This is a genomic window from Agromyces selenitireducens (assembly GCF_052748465.2).
In genome coordinates this window covers 125,547-144,350 of record NZ_CM188259.1, presented here as the reverse complement: position 1 = coordinate 144,350, position 18,804 = coordinate 125,547, and the positions used below count along the sequence as shown (strand labels likewise).

General features: G+C 72.4%; 16 protein-coding genes. 8 read left to right on the top strand and 8 right to left on the bottom strand.

What is annotated here, in order from left to right; genetic code table 11:
* Positions 1–21 precede the first annotated feature (21 nt).
* The 6 genes from ACULK4_RS00670 to ACULK4_RS00645 all read right to left on the bottom strand — a co-directional run bounded on the left by ACULK4_RS00670 (position 22) and on the right by ACULK4_RS00645 (position 5,426).
* Positions 22–1,152 (bottom strand): sensor histidine kinase, encoded by a 1,131-nt coding sequence (locus ACULK4_RS00670; RefSeq protein WP_445963998.1) that lies wholly within the window; start codon positions 1,150–1,152, stop codon positions 22–24.
* Entirely contained in the window at positions 1,149–1,892 is a 744-nt protein-coding gene (locus ACULK4_RS00665; protein ID WP_445963997.1) for a response regulator, read from the bottom strand. Before ACULK4_RS00665 ends, ACULK4_RS00670 begins: the two co-directional genes overlap by 4 nt.
* On the bottom strand, positions 1,882–2,622 hold the full coding sequence (locus tag ACULK4_RS00660; RefSeq protein ID WP_445963996.1) for a cytochrome c biogenesis CcdA family protein: 741 nt from the start codon (positions 2,620–2,622) through the stop codon (positions 1,882–1,884). Before ACULK4_RS00660 ends, ACULK4_RS00665 begins: the two co-directional genes overlap by 11 nt.
* Positions 2,619–3,149: a thioredoxin family protein gene (locus ACULK4_RS00655; protein ID WP_445963995.1), complete on the bottom strand. Its 531-nt coding sequence runs from the start codon at positions 3,147–3,149 to the stop codon at positions 2,619–2,621. The genes ACULK4_RS00660 and ACULK4_RS00655 overlap by 4 nt, the downstream gene beginning before the upstream one ends.
* A gap of 105 nt (positions 3,150–3,254) precedes the next feature.
* Positions 3,255–3,866, bottom strand: a complete 612-nt coding sequence (locus tag ACULK4_RS00650; protein ID WP_445963994.1) for a hypothetical protein — start codon at positions 3,864–3,866, stop codon at positions 3,255–3,257.
* A 174-nt stretch (positions 3,867–4,040) separates the two neighbouring features.
* The gene (locus tag ACULK4_RS00645; protein WP_445963993.1) at positions 4,041–5,426 is read right to left on the bottom strand and encodes a glycine--tRNA ligase; all 1,386 of its coding nucleotides are present in this window, start codon (positions 5,424–5,426) and stop codon (positions 4,041–4,043) included.
* A 234-nt stretch (positions 5,427–5,660) separates the two neighbouring features.
* Here ACULK4_RS00645 and ACULK4_RS00640 point away from each other — a divergent pair, with 234 nt between their 5' ends.
* The 5 genes from ACULK4_RS00640 (at position 5,661) to ACULK4_RS00620 (ending at position 10,776) form a co-directional block, all read left to right on the top strand.
* A complete protein-coding gene (locus ACULK4_RS00640) occupies positions 5,661–6,455 on the top strand; it encodes a polysaccharide deacetylase family protein (RefSeq protein ID WP_445963992.1) in 795 nt (264 codons plus the stop codon).
* A 48-nt stretch (positions 6,456–6,503) separates the two neighbouring features.
* A complete protein-coding gene (locus ACULK4_RS00635; protein WP_445963991.1) occupies positions 6,504–6,911 on the top strand; it encodes an NUDIX domain-containing protein in 408 nt (135 codons plus the stop codon).
* 172 nt (positions 6,912–7,083) lie between these two features.
* A complete protein-coding gene (locus ACULK4_RS00630) occupies positions 7,084–8,619 on the top strand; it encodes an alpha/beta hydrolase (protein ID WP_445963990.1) in 1,536 nt (511 codons plus the stop codon).
* A gap of 176 nt (positions 8,620–8,795) precedes the next feature.
* A complete protein-coding gene (locus tag ACULK4_RS00625; protein WP_445963989.1) occupies positions 8,796–10,100 on the top strand; it encodes a cation:proton antiporter domain-containing protein in 1,305 nt (434 codons plus the stop codon).
* 10 nt (positions 10,101–10,110) lie between these two features.
* Complete coding sequence (locus ACULK4_RS00620) at positions 10,111–10,776, top strand: hypothetical protein (protein ID WP_445963988.1); 666 nt, start codon at positions 10,111–10,113, stop codon at positions 10,774–10,776.
* Here ACULK4_RS00620 and ACULK4_RS00615 read toward each other — a convergent pair.
* Positions 10,773–13,676, bottom strand: coding sequence for an arylsulfatase (locus ACULK4_RS00615; protein WP_445963987.1), 2,904 nt, complete (start codon positions 13,674–13,676; stop codon positions 10,773–10,775). The genes ACULK4_RS00620 and ACULK4_RS00615 overlap by 4 nt on opposite strands.
* A gap of 210 nt (positions 13,677–13,886) precedes the next feature.
* Here ACULK4_RS00615 and ACULK4_RS00610 point away from each other — a divergent pair, with 210 nt between their 5' ends.
* The 3 genes from ACULK4_RS00610 to ACULK4_RS00600 are packed head-to-tail and all read left to right on the top strand — an operon-like array spanning position 13,887 to position 16,579.
* Entirely contained in the window at positions 13,887–14,630 is a 744-nt protein-coding gene (locus ACULK4_RS00610; protein WP_445963986.1) for an ABC transporter ATP-binding protein, read from the top strand.
* On the top strand, positions 14,627–15,931 hold the full coding sequence (locus ACULK4_RS00605; RefSeq protein ID WP_445963985.1) for an ABC transporter permease: 1,305 nt from the start codon (positions 14,627–14,629) through the stop codon (positions 15,929–15,931). The genes ACULK4_RS00610 and ACULK4_RS00605 overlap by 4 nt, the downstream gene beginning before the upstream one ends.
* Before the next feature lie 15 nt (positions 15,932–15,946).
* The gene (locus tag ACULK4_RS00600; protein WP_445963984.1) at positions 15,947–16,579 is read left to right on the top strand and encodes a TetR/AcrR family transcriptional regulator; all 633 of its coding nucleotides are present in this window, start codon (positions 15,947–15,949) and stop codon (positions 16,577–16,579) included.
* Between the two features lie 150 nt (positions 16,580–16,729).
* Here the strand turns inward: ACULK4_RS00600 and ACULK4_RS00595 are convergent, their stop codons facing one another.
* Positions 16,730–18,712, bottom strand: coding sequence for a glycogen debranching N-terminal domain-containing protein (locus ACULK4_RS00595; protein WP_445963983.1), 1,983 nt, complete (start codon positions 18,710–18,712; stop codon positions 16,730–16,732).
* Between the last annotated feature and the right edge of the window lie 92 nt (positions 18,713–18,804).

Below are 18,804 nucleotides of genomic sequence, written 5' to 3'. Positions count from 1 at the left end.
CGCGGGTCGATCTCGTGCGGATCAGGCGGCGGCAGGCAGCGAGAGCGTGAGCACCGCACCGCCGCCGGGGGCGTTGGCTGCCGACGCGTCGCCGCCATGGGCGCGGGCGATCCCACGGACGATCGCGAGGCCCAGCCCGGCGCCGCCGGTCAGGTCGAGCCGGTGCGGCGATCGGGCGTCCGAGCCGCGCCACCCGGCCTCGAACGCGTGCTCGAGGTCGACGGCCGCGAAGCCGGGGCCGCCGTCGGCCACCGTGAGGCGCACGTGCTCGCCGATCTCGTCGACCGCGACGGCGACGCGACCGCCGCTCGGCGTGTGCTGGAGGGCGTTCGCCAGCAGGTTGGTCACGGCTCGCCCGAGCTGGACGGCGTCACCGTCGACCGTGCCCGCGCCGGTCGCCGCGAACTCGAACGTCACGCCCGCACCGTCGGCGAGACCGCGCAGCTCGGCGACGGCGTCGCTCGCGACGTCCGCCAGCGACACCCGCTCGCGGCGCAGGCGGAGCGTGCCCGCGTCGATCTGCGACACGGCGAACAGGTCGGCCACGAGCGCGTCCACCCGGCCGACCTGCGCGCCGATCTGCGCGAGGTAGCGGTCGGGGTCGGGCGCGAGGCCGTCCTGCAGCGCCTCGGCCTGCGCGCGGATGCCGGCCAGCGGCACCCGGAGGTCGTGCGCGATGCGCGTCACGAGCTCGCGCCGCGCGTGCTCCTGCCGGTCGATCTCGTCACGCGCGGCGCGAAGGCGGGCGTCGGATGCCGCGAGCTCGTCGAGCACGGCCCGGAACTCGCCGACCGGCAGGGGCTGCCGCTCCACCGGCACGCCCCGGCCGAGGCCCTCGGCGGCGGCGCGCAGGACCCGGGCGGCGCGCGCGATCTCGAGCCCGAGCAGCGAGGCCGTGACGACCGCGACCGCGCCGCTCGTGACCGCGATGACGAGCGCGATGCGCGCGTCGCGGTCGGTGAGGTACATCGCCTGCGTCGCGACCATGACGCCGCCGACCACCGAGGCGACCGCTGCGACGACCACCGTCACGAGGTGCACCGTGATCGGGGCGCGGGCGAAGCGCCGCAGCAGCAGCCAGGCCGCCACGCCGACGATCGCGGCGATGCCCGCCGACACCCCGATGACCGTGAGGAGCTCGGTTCCGCTCATGTCGCCTCGCCGGGGTCGTCGAACCGGTAACCGTAACCCCACACCGTCACGAGCAGGCGCGGGTTCGCGGCATCCGCCTCGATCTTCTCGCGCAGCCGCCGCACGTGCACGGTCACGGTCGACAGGTCGCCGTGGGTCCAGCCCCACACGCCGGACAGCAGGTCCTCACGCGAGAACACGGTGCCGGGCCGTCGCGCGAGGAAGGCGAGCAGCTCGAACTCGCGCTGCGTGAGGTTGACCCGCCGATCGTCGAGGTCGACGGTGTGCGCGGCCGTGTCGATGCGCAGCGGTCCGCGCTCGATCACGGCCGCCGGCGAGCCGGCCGTCGAGGCGGCCACGGCCTCCACGGCCAGCGCCCGCCGCAGCACCGACCGCACGCGCAGCGTGAGTTCCCGCGGTGAGAACGGCTTGGCGAGGTAGTCGTCCACGCCCGCCTCGAGTCCCGCGATGCGGTCGGCCTCCTCACCCAGCGCGGTGAGCATGATCACGGGCACGGTCGATGTCGAGCGGATGCGGCGGCACACCTCGATCCCGTCGAGCCCGGGCAGCATGCGGTCGAGCACCACGAGGTCGGGGCGGTCGCGCGCGACGCGGTCGAGCGCGGCGAACGCGTCGGCGGCGGCGAGCACGCGGAAGCCCGCCTGCTCGAGGTAGCTGCGGCACACCTCGAGCACGGTCGGGTCGTCGTCGACGAGCAGCACGAGGCGCCCGTCGAGCAGCAGGTCCGCGTCAGCCGCCACCGATCACCTCCTCGAGGCGTGCGATCGGATCGTACAGCCCCGCGTCGAGGATCCACGTCTGCAGCTGCTTGTCGAAGCCCGTGACGACGATGATCCCGACGACGACGAAGACCCCGCCGATCGCGCGGCGGAACCATCCGTCGGGGTTCGCAAGCCAGCCGAGGCGGCGCACGAGCCGGCGACCCAGCAGCGCGATGAGCAGCAGCATCCCGGCCAGGCCGATCGCGTAGGCGAACACATAGGCGACGCCCTCCGCGAACGACACCGGCAGCACGGCCGCGACGATGAGCGCGTAGGTCGGACTGCAGCTCGAGAACACCGGGCCGAGGGCCGCACCGGTCAGGATGTCGCCGCCCACGCTCTGGCGACGCACCGACCGGTCGAGCATCGCGCCGCTGCGCGCGCCGAGTCCGAGCGCGGTCGACACGCGGTCCCACAGCTGCGGGAACAGCAGGTCGACGCCGAGCAGGATCACGATGCCCCCGGCGATCACCTGCCACACCTGCGGCGGGATGCCGAGCAGCGCGGTGGTCGCCTTGAGCAGCAGCGTGAAGATGACGACGGATGCCGCGAGCGACCCCGCGATCACGTACGGCCGCCACCTGGCGCGGCGCTCGTCGCCGTCGCGCACGATCGAGCCGCCGACGATCACGGGCAGCAGCGGCAGCACGCATGGCGCGGCGACCGTGAGCACGCCCGCGGCGAGCGCGAGGGTGAGCGACGCGGTCACGGGATCGCGGCGACGAGCGACTCGACCGACGGGTCGTCGTAGAGCACCACGCTCGAGATCTTCTCGCCCGCGTCGTCGACGAACACGATCGTCGTCTGGATCGTCACGCCGTACTGCTGGCGCAGGTCGGTGCGCGAGTCGTAGTCGACCTTGAACACCGTCAGCCCGTCGGGCGCGCCCTGCGCCTTCAGGTCGTCGTCGAGCGCGCGGCACTTCGGGCACCAGCTCGCGTGGAAGAACAGCGCCTTCGGCCCGGCGGTCGCCTCGATCGCGCCGTCCTCGTAGTCGAGGTAGGCGCCCTCGGCGGGTGCGGCCTCGGCGTCGTCCATCGTGTCGGCGGATGCCTCGGGCGTCTCGCTCGCGTCGTCCATCGGCTCGGACGTCATCGCGTCCGGCTCCGCAGTGGCTGCGGAGTCGGCGCCCGCGCCCGTGGCATCCGTCGTCGCGCACCCGGCGAGCGCGAGCGCGCCGACGAGCAGCGCGATCACACCGAGGGGTCGTACCGGCCGGTCGGGTCGTGCGCGCATCGTGGTCCTCGTTCCGCGGGCGCCCTCGGCCCGCTCCGTCTTCTCACGGTACGCGCGGCGGGCGCGCGGCGACCCGGGCGAACGGTTACGGAAAGCTGACGGCGCTCAATCCCAGAGCGGGCGGGGCGCAGGAGCGGCGGCGAGCACGCTCGCCGGGATGCGGCGGGTGCCCTGCGGAATGCCGAAGCCCCGGCATTCATACACGAGCTCGAGGTCACCGTCAGGGAGTTCAGGCCACCACAGCCACGCCGAATGGCGGCCGTCGTAGTGGTCCGGCCCGCCACCGCTGCCGCCCTGGTTCACGACGAGAGTCGGTGGCTCGGTCGCTTCGCCGGCGTCCCAGGCCCGCGTGAGATGCAGCGGCCGGAGCGGACGGCCGTCCGGAAGCACGAGACCGGCGCGGAGCGCCCGGTCGCCGTCCTGGTACCCGTGCCACCCCATGACCTCCTGCATGAGCTGGTCCCACTCACGGTGCGGCATGCCCGCCGAGCGTGCGATCCATCCGAGCCGGATCTCGACGCCGGTGGAGAAGCGGCGAAGCTCCCGCAGCAGGAGCACGACGCGATCGCTCCGGAACAGCACCTCGTCGAGCAGAACTCGGCCGGGAACTTCGTCGCGCGGCGGCTGGATCCATGGCGGGACGGGCGGCACCTCCGGCTCGGGAGGCGGCTCGGGCGGGTCGACGTCGAAGAAGCCACCACCGGATGCCGCGTGCATGCGGCTCACCCTAGCGACGCGGCGGCGTCAGCGGCATCCGCTCTGCACACCATCACCCAACCCCGTCAACAGGAGGACCCGCGATTCACAGGACGGATCGGCGCGGACCGTCCTGTGGATCGGCGGATCTCCTGTACACCGTGGGTGCCGCCAGGCGACGGGCGGAGGCTCGGCTCAGGCGCCGACGAGGCGCGCGCCGAGGTACGACTCGAGCTCGGCGAGCGGCACGCGCTCCTGCCCCATCGTGTCGCGGTCGCGCACCGTCACGGCGTCGTCGTCGAGCGAGTCGAAGTCGACCGTGACGCAGAACGGCGTGCCGATCTCGTCCTGGCGGCGGTAGCGGCGGCCGATGGCGCCGGCGTCGTCGAACTCGACGTTCCACAGCGTGCGCAGGCGTGCGGCGACGTCGCGCGCGAGCGGCGAGAGCCGCTCGTTGCGCGAGAGCGGCAGCACCGCGGCCTTGACCGGTGCGAGGCGCGGGTCGAGCTTCAGCACCGTGCGGGTGTCGGTGCCGCCCTTCGCGTTCGGCACCTCCTCGACGTGGTACGCGTCGACGAGGAACGCCATGAGCGAGCGCGTGAGGCCCGCCGCGGGCTCGATCACGAACGGGGTCCAGCGCTCGTTCTTCGACTGGTCGAAGAACGACAGGTCCTTGCCCGAGTGCTGCGCGTGCGTCGACAGGTCGAAGTCGGTGCGGTTCGCGACGCCCTCGAGCTCGCCCCACTCGCCGCCCGTGAAGCCGAACTTGTACTCGATGTCGACGGTGCGCTTGGAGTAGTGGCTGAGCTTGTCCTTCGGGTGCTCGAACAGGCGCAGGTTGCCGGGGTCGATGCCGAGGTCGACGTACCACTGGAAGCGGGCGTCGATCCAGTACTGGTGCCATTCCTCGTCGGTGCCGGGCTCGACGAAGAACTCCATCTCCATCTGCTCGAACTCGCGCGTGCGGAAGATGAAGTTGCCGGGCGTGATCTCGTTGCGGAACGACTTGCCGATCTGGCCGATGCCGAACGGCGGCTTCATGCGCGCCGCCTGCAGCACGTTGGCGAAGTTCACGAAGATGCCCTGCGCGGTCTCGGGGCGCAGGTAGTGCAGGCCCGACTCGTCGTCGACGACGCCGAGGAACGTCTTCAGCAGGCCCGAGAATGCGCGCGGCTCGGTCCACTGGCCGCGGGTGCCGCAGTTCGGGCAGGCGATGTCGAGCAGGCCGTTCTCGGGCTCGCGGCCCTTCTTCTCCTCGTACGCCTCGACGAGGTGGTCTTCGCGGAACCGCTTGTGGCAGTGCAGGCACTCGATGAGCGGGTCGGTGAACACCGCGACATGGCCCGACGCCTCCCACACCGGCGTGGGCAGGATGACGCTCGAATCGAGGCCGACGACGTCGTCGCGGCCCTGCACCATCGACCGCCACCACTGTCGCTTGATGTTCTCCTTCAGCTCCACGCCGAGGGGGCCGTAGTCCCACGCCGACCGGGATCCGCCGTAGATCTCACCCGCCTGGAAGACGAAGCCCCGATGCTGGGCGAGCGTGATGACGGAATCGAGACGGCTGGGTGCGGCCACGGTGGCTCCAATGGTCCAAAGCGAAAGAGGGAATCGGGCGAGACGCCCGCAAGTCGGTGTCCTTATCCTACGGTCGAGCGGATGCCGCCCCGAAACGCGCACGCGTTCCGCATCCGTCACCTCGCCGGGGCGGCGCGGGATCGCACCACGCGGGTGCGACGACGCCCGGGCGTCCGGGCGCGGGTGTAGAACAGCCGTGGGCGCCGCCCGGACGGCGCCGGACGGGAGCGCCCGATGGGAGACGTGACGCGGCGCACCGTCGTGGCATCCCTCGGCATCGGGACGGTGCTCCTGTTCGCCAAGTTCGCGGCCGACGCGCGCGACGGCGGCGGCGCCTCGCCGGAGGCCGCGGCCGCACCGGCGACGCCGGTCGCCCCCGCGCCCGACGTGCCCCGAGCCGCCGTGCCGCCCGGCACGCTGACGGGGCTGCCGCCCGAGGCCGGCGACGTGATCGCCATCACCCTCGACGACGGCACCGACTCGGCCGTGGTCGGCGCGTTCACGGCGTTCGCCGTCGAGCGCGACCTGCGGCTCACCTACTTCGTCAACGGCACCTACCGGTCGTGGACCGACAACGCCGAGACGCTCCGCCCGCACGTCGCGAGCAGCCGCATCCAGCTCGCGAACCACACGTGGTCGCACCCCGACCTCACCACGCTCGACGACGCCGGCATCCAGGCGGAGCTCCAGCGCAACCACGACTTCCTCGCCGAGGTGTACGGCGTCGACGCGCGGCCCTACTTCCGGCCGCCGTACGGCGCGCACGACGCACGCGTCGACGCCGCCGCGGCGGCGATCGGGTACACGGTGCCCACCCGCTGGTACGGCGACCTCGGCCCGCCTGCCGCATCCGAGGGCGAGATCCTGGCGGCCGCGACCGAGTGGTTCACGGCCGGACGCATCGTCATCGGGCACCTCAACCACGACCCCGCCACGCGCGTCTTCGGGCAGCTCGCCGACCTGCTCGACGAGCGCGGGCTCACGACCGTCACGCTGAACGACGTGTTCATCACCGAGCAGCATCCGTGATCGCCGGCCGGTCCGGCCGCGCCGTCCGGGCGACCGTAGGCTGAACGGATGCCGCCCCTGCCCGACCTGCACGTCGCCGCCGTCGCGCTCGTGCGCGACCGCCGCGTGCTCATGGTCACGGCGCGCGGGCGTGAGGTGCACTACATGCCCGGCGGCAAGATCGATCCCGGCGAGACGCCCGCCGAGGCCGCGGCGCGCGAGGCGCTCGAGGAGGTCGGGCTCGCGCTCGACCCGGCGTCGCTCACCGAGTCGTTCACGGTGCGCGAACTCGCGCACGGGCAGGGCGAGGGTCGTCACGTGCTGATGCACGTCTTCCTCGCCGAAACGGATGCCGCGCCTGCGCCGGCCGGCGAGATCGACGCCGTGCACTGGGTCGGCACGGCCGACGCGCACCGCTGCCCGCCCGCTGGGGTCGAGGTGCTGCGCCGGCTCGCGGCATCCGGCCTCATCGACTGATCGAACGCGGCGGGCTCCTCCCCGGCCCGCCCGCCGATGCACGTGTGGCGAGGGCATCCGGCATGATCGATGCAGGAGAAGGTGCGCGGATCAGGATGGATCCGCCGATTCGGTCCTGAGCAGCCTCCGATCTCCTGAATCGGGAGGCTGCGCGGCCGGCGAGGGGGTGCGGATGTCGCGGACGCGCGAGTTCCGCCGCGGCGACAAGGTGACCGTGATCACCGAGTCCGGCACGGGCGGTCCCAGCTTCGTGCTCGTGCACGGCATCGGCATGGGGCACCGGTACTGGTCGGACCTCGCCGACTCGCTCGCGCGCACCGGGCGCGTGCTCGCGCTCGACCTGCCCGGGTTCGGCGAGGCGCCCGAGCCCGAGCGTCCGCAGACCATGTCGGAGGCGGGCGAGTACCTCGCCGAGCTCATCGCCGCGGAGGGCCTCGATGCGCCCGTCGTGCTCGTCGGGCACTCGATGGGCACGCAGATCGTCGCCGAGACCGCCGTGCAGCGACCCGACCTCGTGGCATCCGTCGTGCTCATCGCGCCGACCGTGAACCCACGCGAGCGCTCGGCCGTGATCCAGGGGGTCAGGCTGCTCGGCGACCCGTCGCTCACGCGCCCGAAGGTCGTGGCGCTCGCCGTCCGCTCGTACCTGCAGGCCGGGCCGCGCTGGTACTTCAAGAAGCTCGGTCAGATGCTCGACCACCGCATCGAGCTGGTGCTGCCGGATGTCGCCGCGCCCACGCTCGTGATCCGCGGCGAGCACGACCACCTCGCGCCCCGGCCGTGGGCCGAGCAGGTCGCGATGATGCTGCCGCACGGCCGCTACGTCGAGGTGCCCGACCGCGGACACGAGACCATGGTCACCGCGGGCGACCGGGTCGCCGACCTCATCGCCCGGCACGCGCGCGGCGAAGTCGTCGGGCGCGAGATCGACCGGGTCTCGGAGCCCGCGCCGCCGTCGCCGCTCGAACGCGGCTGGTGGTGGGCCGGCGACTACGTCTACGCCGGCTGGCGGCAGGTCGCCGCGGTGAAAGAGGGGTGGCGTCCGCCCGCGACCTGGCGGTCGGGCGACCCGTCGATGCCCGAGGTGGTGCTGCTGCCCGGCATCTACGAGCACTGGTCGTTCATGCGGCCGCTCGGCGACGCGCTCTCGGCGGCCGGGCACCGGGTGCGGGTCGTGCACGGCATGGGAACCAACCGGCGCGGCGTCGCCGACACCGCGAAGAAGCTCGAGAGGGCGCTCGCGAAGGTGCCCGTGCCGCCCGCGGGCCGCGTGATCGTCGCGCACAGCAAGGGCGGGCTCATCGCCAAGCAGTTGCTGGTGGCCGAAGCGGATGCCGCGGGCTCGGCGTCCGTCGACGACGGGGCCGGGGTCCCCGCGGGCGCGCGCGGGCTGCTCGGCGTCGTCGCGATCTGCACGCCGTTCGCCGGCTCGCGGATGGCACGGCTCATCATCGACCCGAGCGTGCGGGCGCTGCTGCCGAGCGACGAGACGATCGTGATGCTCGGGCGCGCGGCATCCGTCAACGCCCGCATCGTGTCGGTGTTCGGCCGCTATGACCCGCACATCCCCGGCGGGAGCGTGCTCGACGGGGCGACGAACATCCGGGTGCCCGTGCCCGGGCACTTCCGCATCCTCGGCGCGCCCGAGACGCATCGCGCGGTGATCGACGGGGTCGCGCTGCTGGCCGACCCGGCGCGCACGCCCTGAGTGCCGGCCGGCGCCGCGCGCCGGTTGCAGGACCAAGGGCCCCGGGCCCCCGGACACGTGCTGAGATGCTGGTCCCGGATGCCGGCGGCCGGCCCGCGAGCGGCGAGTCCCGCGGCATCGCGGTACGGCACGGCACGGTACGGCTCGAGCAGCCGTTCGGGCCGGCGAGGCGGGACATGGATGAGTTGGTGGTGCTGCTCGTGGCGGCGGCGGTCTTCCTCTGGGGAGCCGTCGCGTCACGACTGGAGCGCGCTGACCTCGCCGCCCCGATCGTCTTCACGCTGCTCGGGGCGGGATTGGTCGCCCTCGGCCTGGTCGAGGCCGCAGGGGCTCCGGAGACCCTGAAGCCGCTGGCGGAACTCGCCCTGGTCTGGGTGCTCTTCTCCGATGCCGCACGGGTGCGTGTCCAAGACCTCCGAGCCGACCTCGGCCGGTACTCCCGGCTTCTCGGCATCGGGCTGCCCCTGACGATCCTGGCCGGGTGGGGCCTCGCGAAGTGGTTCTTCCCGGACCTCGACGGATGGCTCGCATTGCTGGTCGCCGCGGCGCTCGCCCCGACCGACGCGGCGCTCGGCGTGCCCGTCGTGGCGAACCCGGCGGTGCCCTCGCGGGTACGGCGACTGCTCACGGTCGAGAGCGGGCTGAACGACGGCATCGCCACCCCGGTCGTGATGTTCGCCATCGCCGGTGCGGCAGCGGCCGAAGGCGTGGCGGGCGCCTCGGGCCTCGGACCGGCGCTCGCCCAGCTGGCGACCGGTTCGCTCATCGGGGTCGTGATCGGAGCGGCGGGCGGCGCCCTGCTGCGCCTCACTCGCCGGAAGGGCTGGGTCGCCGAGGACTTCGCCGGGATCGCCGTCCTGGCACTCGCGCTCGTCGCCTACCTGGCGGCGCTCGTCGTCGGCGGCAACGGGTTCGTGGCGGCGTTCTGCGGTGGCATGGCATTCGGCGCGACCGCGGGGCGTCGCGGGCGCGCGGAGCTGGTGTTCCTGGAGCAGGCCAGCGGCCTCGTCTCGCTGCTCGTGTGGCTCGCGTTCGGCGCGATCGCTGTTCCGCTCCTCCTCGACCGCCTCACCCCGATGCTGGTGCTCTACGCGATCCTGAGCCTCACGATCGCGCGGATGCTCCCCGTTGCGATCGCTCTGATCGGGTCGGGCCTCGATCGGAACACGGTCCTGTTCGTCGGCTGGTTCGGGCCCCGGGGTCTGGCGTCCCTCGTGTTCGCCCTGCTGGCACTGGAAGAACTCGGCGAATCGGATGCCGACCTCGCCGTTACCGTCATCGCGGCGACGGTGTCCCTGAGCGTCGTCGCGCACGGGGCCAGCGCGGCGCCGCTCGCGGTCCGGTACGGCAGGGCCGAGGCGGCGCGGGGGCCGGAACCGGACGGCGCGGTCGCCGACCTCGCCGTCCGCGGTCTCCCGCGTCGTGGTCACCGGACGTCCCGGCCGGGCAGTGGCCCGGCCCAGGATCCCGGGGATCGGTGAGGCCGGAACCATGCCCGGCGACGAGAATTCGACGACGGCGGAGCCGACCCCGCCCTTCTGGCGGAGTAGGCGTGGTGCCGCGGTCGCGGGGATCGCGTTCGCCATCCTGCTCGTCGCGGCGATGACGCTGATGCGTCTCGCGGCGTCCGAGGACGGCTTCGAAGCGCTCCGGTCGGATTCGCAGCGGAGAACGCTGCTCGCCTGGGGCCTCGGGCTGGTGCCGTTCGCCGGCATCGCGTTCCTCTGGTTCATCGGCGTGGTGCGCGAACGGCTGGCCGAGATCGAGGACCGGCTGTTCTCCACCGTCTTCCTCGGCAGCGGACTGCTGTTCCTCGCCACGCTGTTCATGGCCGCCGTGACGTCGGCGAGCATGCTCGAGATGGTGTCGAGCGTGAACGCCGACGCCGACCTCTGGGCGTTCGGCCGGACCAGCACCGAGACGCTCATCTCGGTCTATGCGATGCGGATGGCGGCGGTCTTCACCCTCTCGGTGAGCACCGTCGGACTGCGGACCTCATCGGTGCCCCGCTGGGTGTACTACCTCGGCTACCTCGTCGCCCTGGTCCTGCTCGTCGCCTCCGGCGAGCGCCAATGGACCCCGCTGCTCTTCCCGGCATGGGTGCTGGTGCTCAGCGTCATGCTGTTGTTCGCCCGGCCGGAGGCGCGATCGCGCTAACCCGCGGCACCGGCGCCGATCCGCGTCGCCCCGGAGGCGTGATGCAGCTGCTGCTCCACGCTGACCGGTGCGGGCTTCAGGTCGAACACCACGGCGTTCACCGTGCCCGTGAACGCGTACGGCGCCCGATCCTTGTACGCGGCGTCGACGACGAGGCCGTTGTCGCGCCCGATGTCCATGCCGGAGTACGACGAGAACGCGATGGGGACGGTGCGGTCGATGCGGCCCTCGCCGATCTTCGCTCCGTTCGCCCAGAGCGACGCCGTCCCGCCCGTGCCGGGCTTCACCTCGTCGGCGTCGAACTGCATGCGGACCGCGACCCGGCCCGTGGGAAGCGGCTCGGTCGACACCTGTCGGTACTGCTCGACGCCGAGCATCGAGTAGGTGTGGTGGAGGAGCCCGTCGCCGTCGACCCACAGCGCGAAGCCGCCGATCTCGTCGGCGTTCGCGACGATCACGCCTTCGGCACCGCCGTCGGGGACGACGAGATCGCCCTCGATCGCGTACGAGCGGCCGTAGATGCGCGGGATCATGCCCCGCTGCACGTTCTGGACGTCGCCATGGAAGGTGAAGCGGGTCGTCGTGGGCAGCGGCGGGAGGATGCCGAAGAAGACCGACATGCCACCCAGCAGCGGCAGGACCCTATTGCGTTCGGCCTCCTGCCAGAAGAGCTCCTTCAACTCGGCCAGCTTCTCCGGCTGCTCGGCGGCGAGGTCGTGCGCTTGGGGGAAGTCGTCGGGCAGGTAGTAGAGCTCCCAGATGTCCTGCTCGGGGTCGTAGACGCCGGGCGCGAGCTTCGCGATCGTGGGGGGCGAGAAGTCCCACGGGATCCGGTCGAGTCGGGCGCAGGCCCACCAGCCGTCCTTGTAGATCGCCCGGTTGCCCATCGACTCGAAGTACTGCACCGTGTGGCGCTCCTCCGCGGCCGCGTCATCGAAGGTGTGGACGAAGCTCGTGCCGTCCATCGGCTCCTGCTGGATGCCGTCGACGCGCGTCGGCTCGGGCAGCCCGACCGCCTCGAGGATCGTCGGGCCGATGTCGATGCAGTGCGTGAACTGCGAGCGCATCTCGCCGCCCCCCGGGATCCGGTCGGGCCAGGCGACGACCATCGGGTCGCGCGTGCCGCCGAGGTGGCTTCCGGTCTGCTTGCCCCACTGGAACGGGGTGTTCCCGGCCCATGCCCATGCGGCGGCGTAGTGCGGCGCGGTGTCGATGCCGCCGAGCTCCTCGATGCCGCCGTGCTCCTCGATGAGCGCGAGCTGCTGCTCGGGGGTGAGCGGGATGCCGTTGAGGAAGGTGAGCTCGTTGAAGGAGCCCGTGATGGTGCCCTCCATGCTCGCACCGTTGTCGCCCCAGATGTAGAAGATGAGCGTGTTGTCGAGGTCGCCCATCTCCTCGATGGAGTCGAGGAGGCGCCCGACGTTCCAGTCGGCGTTCTCGGAGTATCCGGCGAAGACCTCCATCTGGCGCACGTAGAGCGTCTTCTCCGCGTCGGAGAGGGAGTCCCACGCCGGGAACAGGTCGGGCCGCTCGGTGAGCTCGGCGTCCGGAGGCACGATGCCGAGCTCCTTCTGGCGCGCGAACACGGTCTTCCGGTACTCGTCCCAGCCGGCGTCGAACCGGCCCTTGTACTTGTCGGCCCACTCGGAGGCGACGTGGTGCGGGGCGTGGGAGCACCCGGTCGAGTAGTACATGAACCACGGCTTCGCAAGGTCCTGAGCGCGCACCGCGTGGAGCCACTCCACGGCCTTGTCGGTGATGTCGTCCGGGAGGTAGTACTGCGTCCCGTCCTTGCCCTGCGGAACGCCCAGCGTGGCGTTGTCCTGCGTGATGATCGGGTCGTACTGTCCGGCGGCGCCGCTCAGGAAGCCCCACCAGTGGTCGAAGCCCCAGCCGCTCGGCCACCGGTCGAAGGGACCGGCGGCGCCCTGCAGGTTGTCGGGCGTGAGGTGCCACTTGCCGAAGCCGCCGGTGACGTAGCCGTTGTCCCGGAGGATGCGCGCGACCGGCGCGCAGCTCCTCGGCACGGCGGCGGTGTAGCCCGGGAACGGGCCGGGGTACTCCGCGATCGAGCCGAAGCCGACTCGGTGCTGATTGCGTCCCGTGAGGAGCGCAGCTCGCGTCGGCGAGCAGATCGCGGTGACGTGGAAGCGGTTGTAGGCCAGGCCCATCTGCTGCACGCGGGTCATGCTCGGCGTGTCGATGGGCCCGCCGAAGGTGCTCGGGTTGCCGAATCCGGCGTCGTCGATGAGCACCACGAGCACGTTGGGCGCACCAGCGGGCGGCTTGGGCGTCATGACGACGGTCCAGTCGGGCACGGACTGGTCGATGGTGCGTCCGGCCGTGCCGCCGAACGTCGGGTCCTTCAGCGGGAGCACCGTGCGGTCGGGCGCGAACTTGCCGGCCGCCTCCGCGAGCGACTCCTTCAGCCGGGCGATGCCGTGCCCGTCCGACTGGGCGATGGACTTCGCGGGCGAACCCGGCAGCGCCTGCTCGACCGCGAGCCGGTACTCGTCGTCGAACACGACGATGATCCCCGCTCGGCCGGGCGGGAGGTTCGCGCCGATGTGGTCGGCGATGCCGCTCTTCATCCGCTTGTCGGCGAACACGCCCACGAGCGCTCCGCCCGCCGCACCGACGGCGATCGCCGGGATGAGCGCGGGGGCGAACAGGCCGACGGCGAGCCCCACCCCGGCACCCCAGCCCGCGCCCTTGCGGCCCAAGTGGTCACCCGTGTCGGCGATGGTCACCTCGCCGTCGAGGTCGTGCTTCACGAGGATCGCACCCTCGATCTTCACGGTCTTGGCGCGCACGAGTGCCACGAGCTCGTCGAAGTCGTGCTGTGCCGTCTCGATGTCCTGGTATCCCGCGACCAGCACGTCCGTCGTCCGCTCGTCCATGTCGAATCTCCCTCAAGCGCATCGAGGAGCGCTGCGCCACCCGCCGTCGTGCGACCCGGCCGAGCGTACGCCGACGGCCCGGCACCGCATGGGACGTTCGGCCCGTGACCATAGCCGCGACACAGCCTTCTCCGAGGTTCATTGCAGCAAGCGCACCCAGGATTACAGTTACTGCATACTATTGATGTAGCGACTGAAAGGACATCCGTCATGATCCCCGCCGCCCCGCCCAGAGGCGCCCCCGTGCTTCGGGCCGTCGACCTCGCCAAGACCTACGGATCCGGAGAGACCCGCTTCGACGCGCTGAAGGGGGTCAGCCTCGACGTGCACCGCGGCGAATCGCTCGCCATCGTCGGCCGGTCGGGCTCGGGCAAGTCGACGCTGATGCACCTGCTCGCGCTGCTCGACCGCCCGAACGCCGGTCGCATCGAGGTCGACGGCGACGACGTCGCCGACGCCGCGACCCGCGACCTCGACCGCCTGCGCAACGAGCGCTTCGGCTTCGTGTTCCAGCAGTTCTTCCTCACCGCCCAGCAGAGCGTCCTCGAGAACGTGACGCTTCCGCTGCTCGTCGCCGGCGTGCCGCCGCGGGAGCGCGCCCGTCGCGGCATGGCCGTGCTCGAGTCGCTCGGCCTCGCCGACAAGGCCCGCAACCGCGCGACCGACCTCTCGGGCGGGCAGAAGCAGCGCGTCGTCATCGCCCGCGCCCTCGTCAACGAGCCCGATGTGATCTTCGCCGACGAGCCCACCGGCAACCTCGACTCCGCCACCGGGCGCCAGGTCGAGGACCTCCTCTTCGGCCTGCAGCGCGACCGCGGCCTCACGCTCGTGGTGGTCACCCACGACGACGAGCTCGCCGCGCGCTGCGACCGGCGCATCACGATCGCCGACGGCCGCATCATCGCCCGAGCGGATGCCGCGGCATCCGTCGTCACGGAAGGAGCGGGTCGATGAGGGCCGCCGACGTCATCACCACCGCGACGCGCAACGCGTTCCGCAGCAAGCTGCGCACGACCCTCACGGCCCTCAGCCTGTTCGTCGGCGCGTTCACCCTCACGCTCACCACCGCACTCGGCGCGGGCGTGAACGACTACGTCACCACGCAGGTCGAGGCGCTCAGCACCGGCGACGTGCTGCTCGTCACGCCCGCCGCCTCGACCGACACCACCGAGGGGCCGAACGCGTACGACCCCGACGGCCGGCAGCAGTCCGGCCAGGCGAATCCGCTCGGCGCCGGAACCCTGCTGAACGACGACGACCTCGACGCCACGCGCGCCATCGACGGCGTCGACCGCGTCGAGCCCGTGCGCCAGATCACGGTCGACTGGGTCGCCGGTGACGCGAGCGCGAGTGACGTCGCGCGGTTCGAGCTCGACGTGAACCCCACCTCGTCGATCGGCCGCAGCGACCTCGTCGCGGGCGCGCAGCTCGACCAGGAGGCCGAGAACCTGCAGATCCTGCTCCCCGAGGACTACGTCGACCCCCTCGGCTTCGACGACGCCGAGTCCGCGATCGGCGAGACCGTCACGCTCGGCTACACCGACGCGGCGATGGCCGAGCAGACGCTCGAGGCCGAGGTCGTCGGTGTCGCGCGCACGAGCCTGCTCGCCGCGGGATCCGGGGTGAACCAGGCGCTCACCGACGAGGTCGCCGACGCGCAGGCCGTGCCCGGCCAGGCGAACGCCTACGCCGTCGCGGTCGCCTACCTCGAGGGCTCGGGCGCCGACGGCGCGGTCACGGCCGCCGACATCGACGCGGTCAAGGCCGACCTCGGCGACGCCGACCTGGCCGGCCAGACCGTGGAGGACCAGCTGGGCGTCATCCAGACGATCATCACCGGCATCATCGGCGTGCTCAGCGCCTTCGCGATCGTCGCCCTCGTCGCGGCATCCTTCGGCATCGTCAACACGCTGCTGATGAGCGTGCAGGAACGCACGCGCGAGATCGGCCTGATGAAGGCCATGGGCATGTCGAACGGGCGGGTGTTCGGCCTGTTCAGCCTCGAGGCGGTCGTCATCGGCCTCCTCGGCTCGGCGGTCGGCGCGCTCGCGGCGATCGGCGTCGGTTCGGCGATCTCGGCGGGCGCCTCGACGACCGTCCTCGCCGACCTGCCGGGCCTGACGCTGCTGCTGTTCGAGCCGGCCACCGTGGCGACGGTGATCCTCGTGATCATGCTCGTCGCGTTCCTCTCGGGCGTGCTGCCCGCCCGGCGCGCGGCGCGGCAGGACCCGATCGACTCGCTACGGTACGAGTAGACCGAGGAGCAGATCATGTCGACCGAGCCCGGATCGCGCCGTCGCGGCGTCGCGGAGACCACCGCCGCGATCGAGCGCGCCGCCGTCGACCTCGTGCTCGAGCACGGCTACGACGGGGTCACGGTCGACATGATCTGCCACGAGGCCGGCGTCAGCCAGCGCACGTTCTTCAACCACTTCAAGACGAAGGACGCGGCACTGCTCGGCACCGAGCTGCCCGAGGTCGACGAGCGGGCCGCCCGTGCGTTCATCGTCTCGGACGGCCCGCTGCTCGCCGAGGCGACCGGGCTCGTGCGCGTCGATCCCGCCCGCCTGCCCGGCGACGCCGCGCTGCTGTCGCGGCGCATCCGCGCGATCTCGGGCAACCCCACGCTCATGGCGCGCCAGATGGAACGCCTCACCCGGATCGAGGGCGAGCTGCGCGAGATCCTCGAGCTGCGGCTGCGCCAGCAGGCGCTGCGGGCGGGCGCGGGCGAGGCCGAACTCGCCGAGGTTCCCGAGGAGGCCGAGCTCGTCACGCACCTGCTCGCGGGCGTGATGCGCTACATGGGCCTGGCCTGGTCGCGGAGCGCCGACGCGGGCGCGCCGCCGCCCGACCCCGCTGAGTTCGCCGCGACGCTGAGCCGGGTCCTCCGCAAGCTCGCCTGACGGCGGCCGGCTCAGCCGACCCCATCGCGCTGCTCGCGGGCGGCGTCGGTGACGCGGTGCTCGCCCGCCGAGTGATACAGGTCCCGTCGAGTGATACCGATACGGCCGTATCACTCGCGGGCAGGTGTATCACCCGGCGATGTGGAGGGCCTACCCGACGCGCACCTCCCTGCCGGCGACGCGCACGCCGTCGATCGCAACCGCACCGAACGACCCGATCGGGCTCGTGCGCACCTCGTCGCCGTCGGGCTCGAGCCCGAGCACGGCGGTGAGCACGGCGACGGATGCCGCGGCCGACCACGCCTGCGGGCGGCACGCTGCCGGGTACGGCACGGGCACCGCGACCTCGCTCGCCGGGTCGCCGGAGTGGAGCTCGGGCATCCGGTACCCGAACCCCGCGGCTGCGCGCAGGAGGCCCTCGACGAGCCCCGCGGCATCCGCCCCACGACCTTCGCGGGCGAGGCCGAGCACGGCGATCGCGGTGTCGTGCGCCCAGACGGTGCCACCGTGGTAGCTGAGCGGCCAGTAGCCGTCCGAGTCGGTCGACATGGTGCGCAGGCCGTACCCGGAGTCGAGCGTCGGGTCGGTCAGTCGGCGCACGACGAGGTCGACCTGGTCGGCGTCGAGGAGACCCGTGCCGAGCAGGTGCCCGATGTTCGACGTGACCGTGTCGACTGGGCGCTTGTCGGCGTCGAGCGCGATCGCGGGGTACGCGCCCGCGGGATCGTCGATCCAGAAACCGGCGTGGAAGCGCTCACGCAGGCGCGCGGCCCACGCGCGCCACTCGACGCCGCCCTCGACGCCGAACGCGTCGAGCACGTCGGCGCCGCGCACTGCCGCCTCGTAGGCGTACGCCTGCACCTCGCACAGCGCGATCGGGCCCTCGGCGAGGGAGCCGTCGCGCCACTGCACCGAGTCGCCGGAGTCCTTCCAGCCCTGGTTCGCCAGGCCGCGACCCGACCGGTCGACGTACTCGAGCAGGCCGTCGCCGTCGGCGTCGCCGTGATCGCGCATCCACGCGAGCGCGGCCTGCAGGTTCGGCAGCAGGGCGCGCACCTCGTCGTCGGGCAGGCCCCAGCGCCACGCGTCGTGCAGCAGCGCGATCCAGAGGGCGGTCGCGTCGACCGTGCCGTAGTACAGCGGCGGGAGCTCGCCCTCGTCGCCGTCGAGCGCGAGTGCCGCGCGGCGCAGCTCGTGCATGATCTTGCCGGGCTCCTCGGCGGTGACGTCGTCGACCCGCGCGCCCTGCAGGCCGGCGAGCACACGGAGGGTGTCGCCCGCGAGCTTCGTGCCGAGCGGGAGCAGCATGCGCGCGGTCCAGATGGAGTCGCGTCCGAAGAGCGTGAAGAACCAAGGGGCGCCGGCGGCGATGAACTCGGCGCCGGGCTGCCGCACGGTGGTCATGCGGAGGGCGTCGAGGTCGGCGAGGCCCTGTGCGATCCAGCGCGCGAGACGGTCGTCGGCGGCGGTGACTGCGGGCGTGCTCCACGGCGCGGGCGTGCCGACGCCGCGCACGACGGCGGCGTCGTCGACGGTGTCGAGTCGCCAGCCGACGGTCGCCTCGCCGGCTGCGGGCACGACGACATCGGCGGTGAGGCGGATGCCGCGGGCGTCGACGTGCACGTCGAGCCCGTCTGCCGAGAGACGCGCGGTGACCTGATCACCGCCCCACTCGGCGACGTCGCCGTCGAGAGCGGGCTGCGGGCCGGATGCCGTCGCAGCGCCGAGCTTGACGTGGTCGACGGGGCTCGCGTCGGGCTCGAGCTCGATCTCGATGCGGGCGCGCACCTCGACGTGCCGCCGATTGCGCAGGGTCACGGTGTCGGCGACGCCGTCGGCGTCGACGGCGCGGTCGAGCACGAGCCGAACGCCGGGATCGGGCGTGGGGTCGTCGAGGGTGCGCACGAGTGCGTCGATGCGCACGCGATCGCTTCGGTCGCCGCCCGTGGCGAGGTGCTCGGGCGCGTGCCCGTCGACCGTGAGGCGCAGGCCGCGCACGAGCCGGACGTCGGCGCTGTAGATGCCGTGGACGGGCGCGCGGCCCATGTCGCCGTCGGGCGACGACCAGGCCTGGGTGGGCGCCCGCAGGACCGCCAGCGCGTCGTGCAGCAGTGGCTGGAGAGATGCGGTCACGGTGTGCTCGCTTCCGGTTCGTGATGGAACGGTGACGCCGCATGGGTTGACACCGCTGTCGGATTGTGGGCAACATTAGCAAAGATTTGATC

Coding starts and splice junctions, on each gene's coding strand:
- ACULK4_RS00670 (WP_445963998.1), bottom strand. CDS start 1,152: ATGAGCGGAACCGAGCTCCTCACGGTCATCGGGGTGTCGGCGGGCATC.
- ACULK4_RS00655 (WP_445963995.1), bottom strand. CDS start 3,149: ATGCGCGCACGACCCGACCGGCCGGTACGACCCCTCGGTGTGATCGCG.
- ACULK4_RS00650 (WP_445963994.1), bottom strand. CDS start 3,866: ATGCACGCGGCATCCGGTGGTGGCTTCTTCGACGTCGACCCGCCCGAG.
- ACULK4_RS00640 (WP_445963992.1), top strand. CDS start 5,661: ATGGGAGACGTGACGCGGCGCACCGTCGTGGCATCCCTCGGCATCGGG.
- ACULK4_RS00635 (WP_445963991.1), top strand. CDS start 6,504: ATGCCGCCCCTGCCCGACCTGCACGTCGCCGCCGTCGCGCTCGTGCGC.
- ACULK4_RS00630 (WP_445963990.1), top strand. CDS start 7,084: ATGTCGCGGACGCGCGAGTTCCGCCGCGGCGACAAGGTGACCGTGATC.
- ACULK4_RS00625 (WP_445963989.1), top strand. CDS start 8,796: ATGGATGAGTTGGTGGTGCTGCTCGTGGCGGCGGCGGTCTTCCTCTGG.
- ACULK4_RS00620 (WP_445963988.1), top strand. CDS start 10,111: ATGCCCGGCGACGAGAATTCGACGACGGCGGAGCCGACCCCGCCCTTC.
- ACULK4_RS00615 (WP_445963987.1), bottom strand. CDS start 13,676: ATGGACGAGCGGACGACGGACGTGCTGGTCGCGGGATACCAGGACATC.
- ACULK4_RS00610 (WP_445963986.1), top strand. CDS start 13,887: ATGATCCCCGCCGCCCCGCCCAGAGGCGCCCCCGTGCTTCGGGCCGTC.
- ACULK4_RS00605 (WP_445963985.1), top strand. CDS start 14,627: ATGAGGGCCGCCGACGTCATCACCACCGCGACGCGCAACGCGTTCCGC.
- ACULK4_RS00600 (WP_445963984.1), top strand. CDS start 15,947: ATGTCGACCGAGCCCGGATCGCGCCGTCGCGGCGTCGCGGAGACCACC.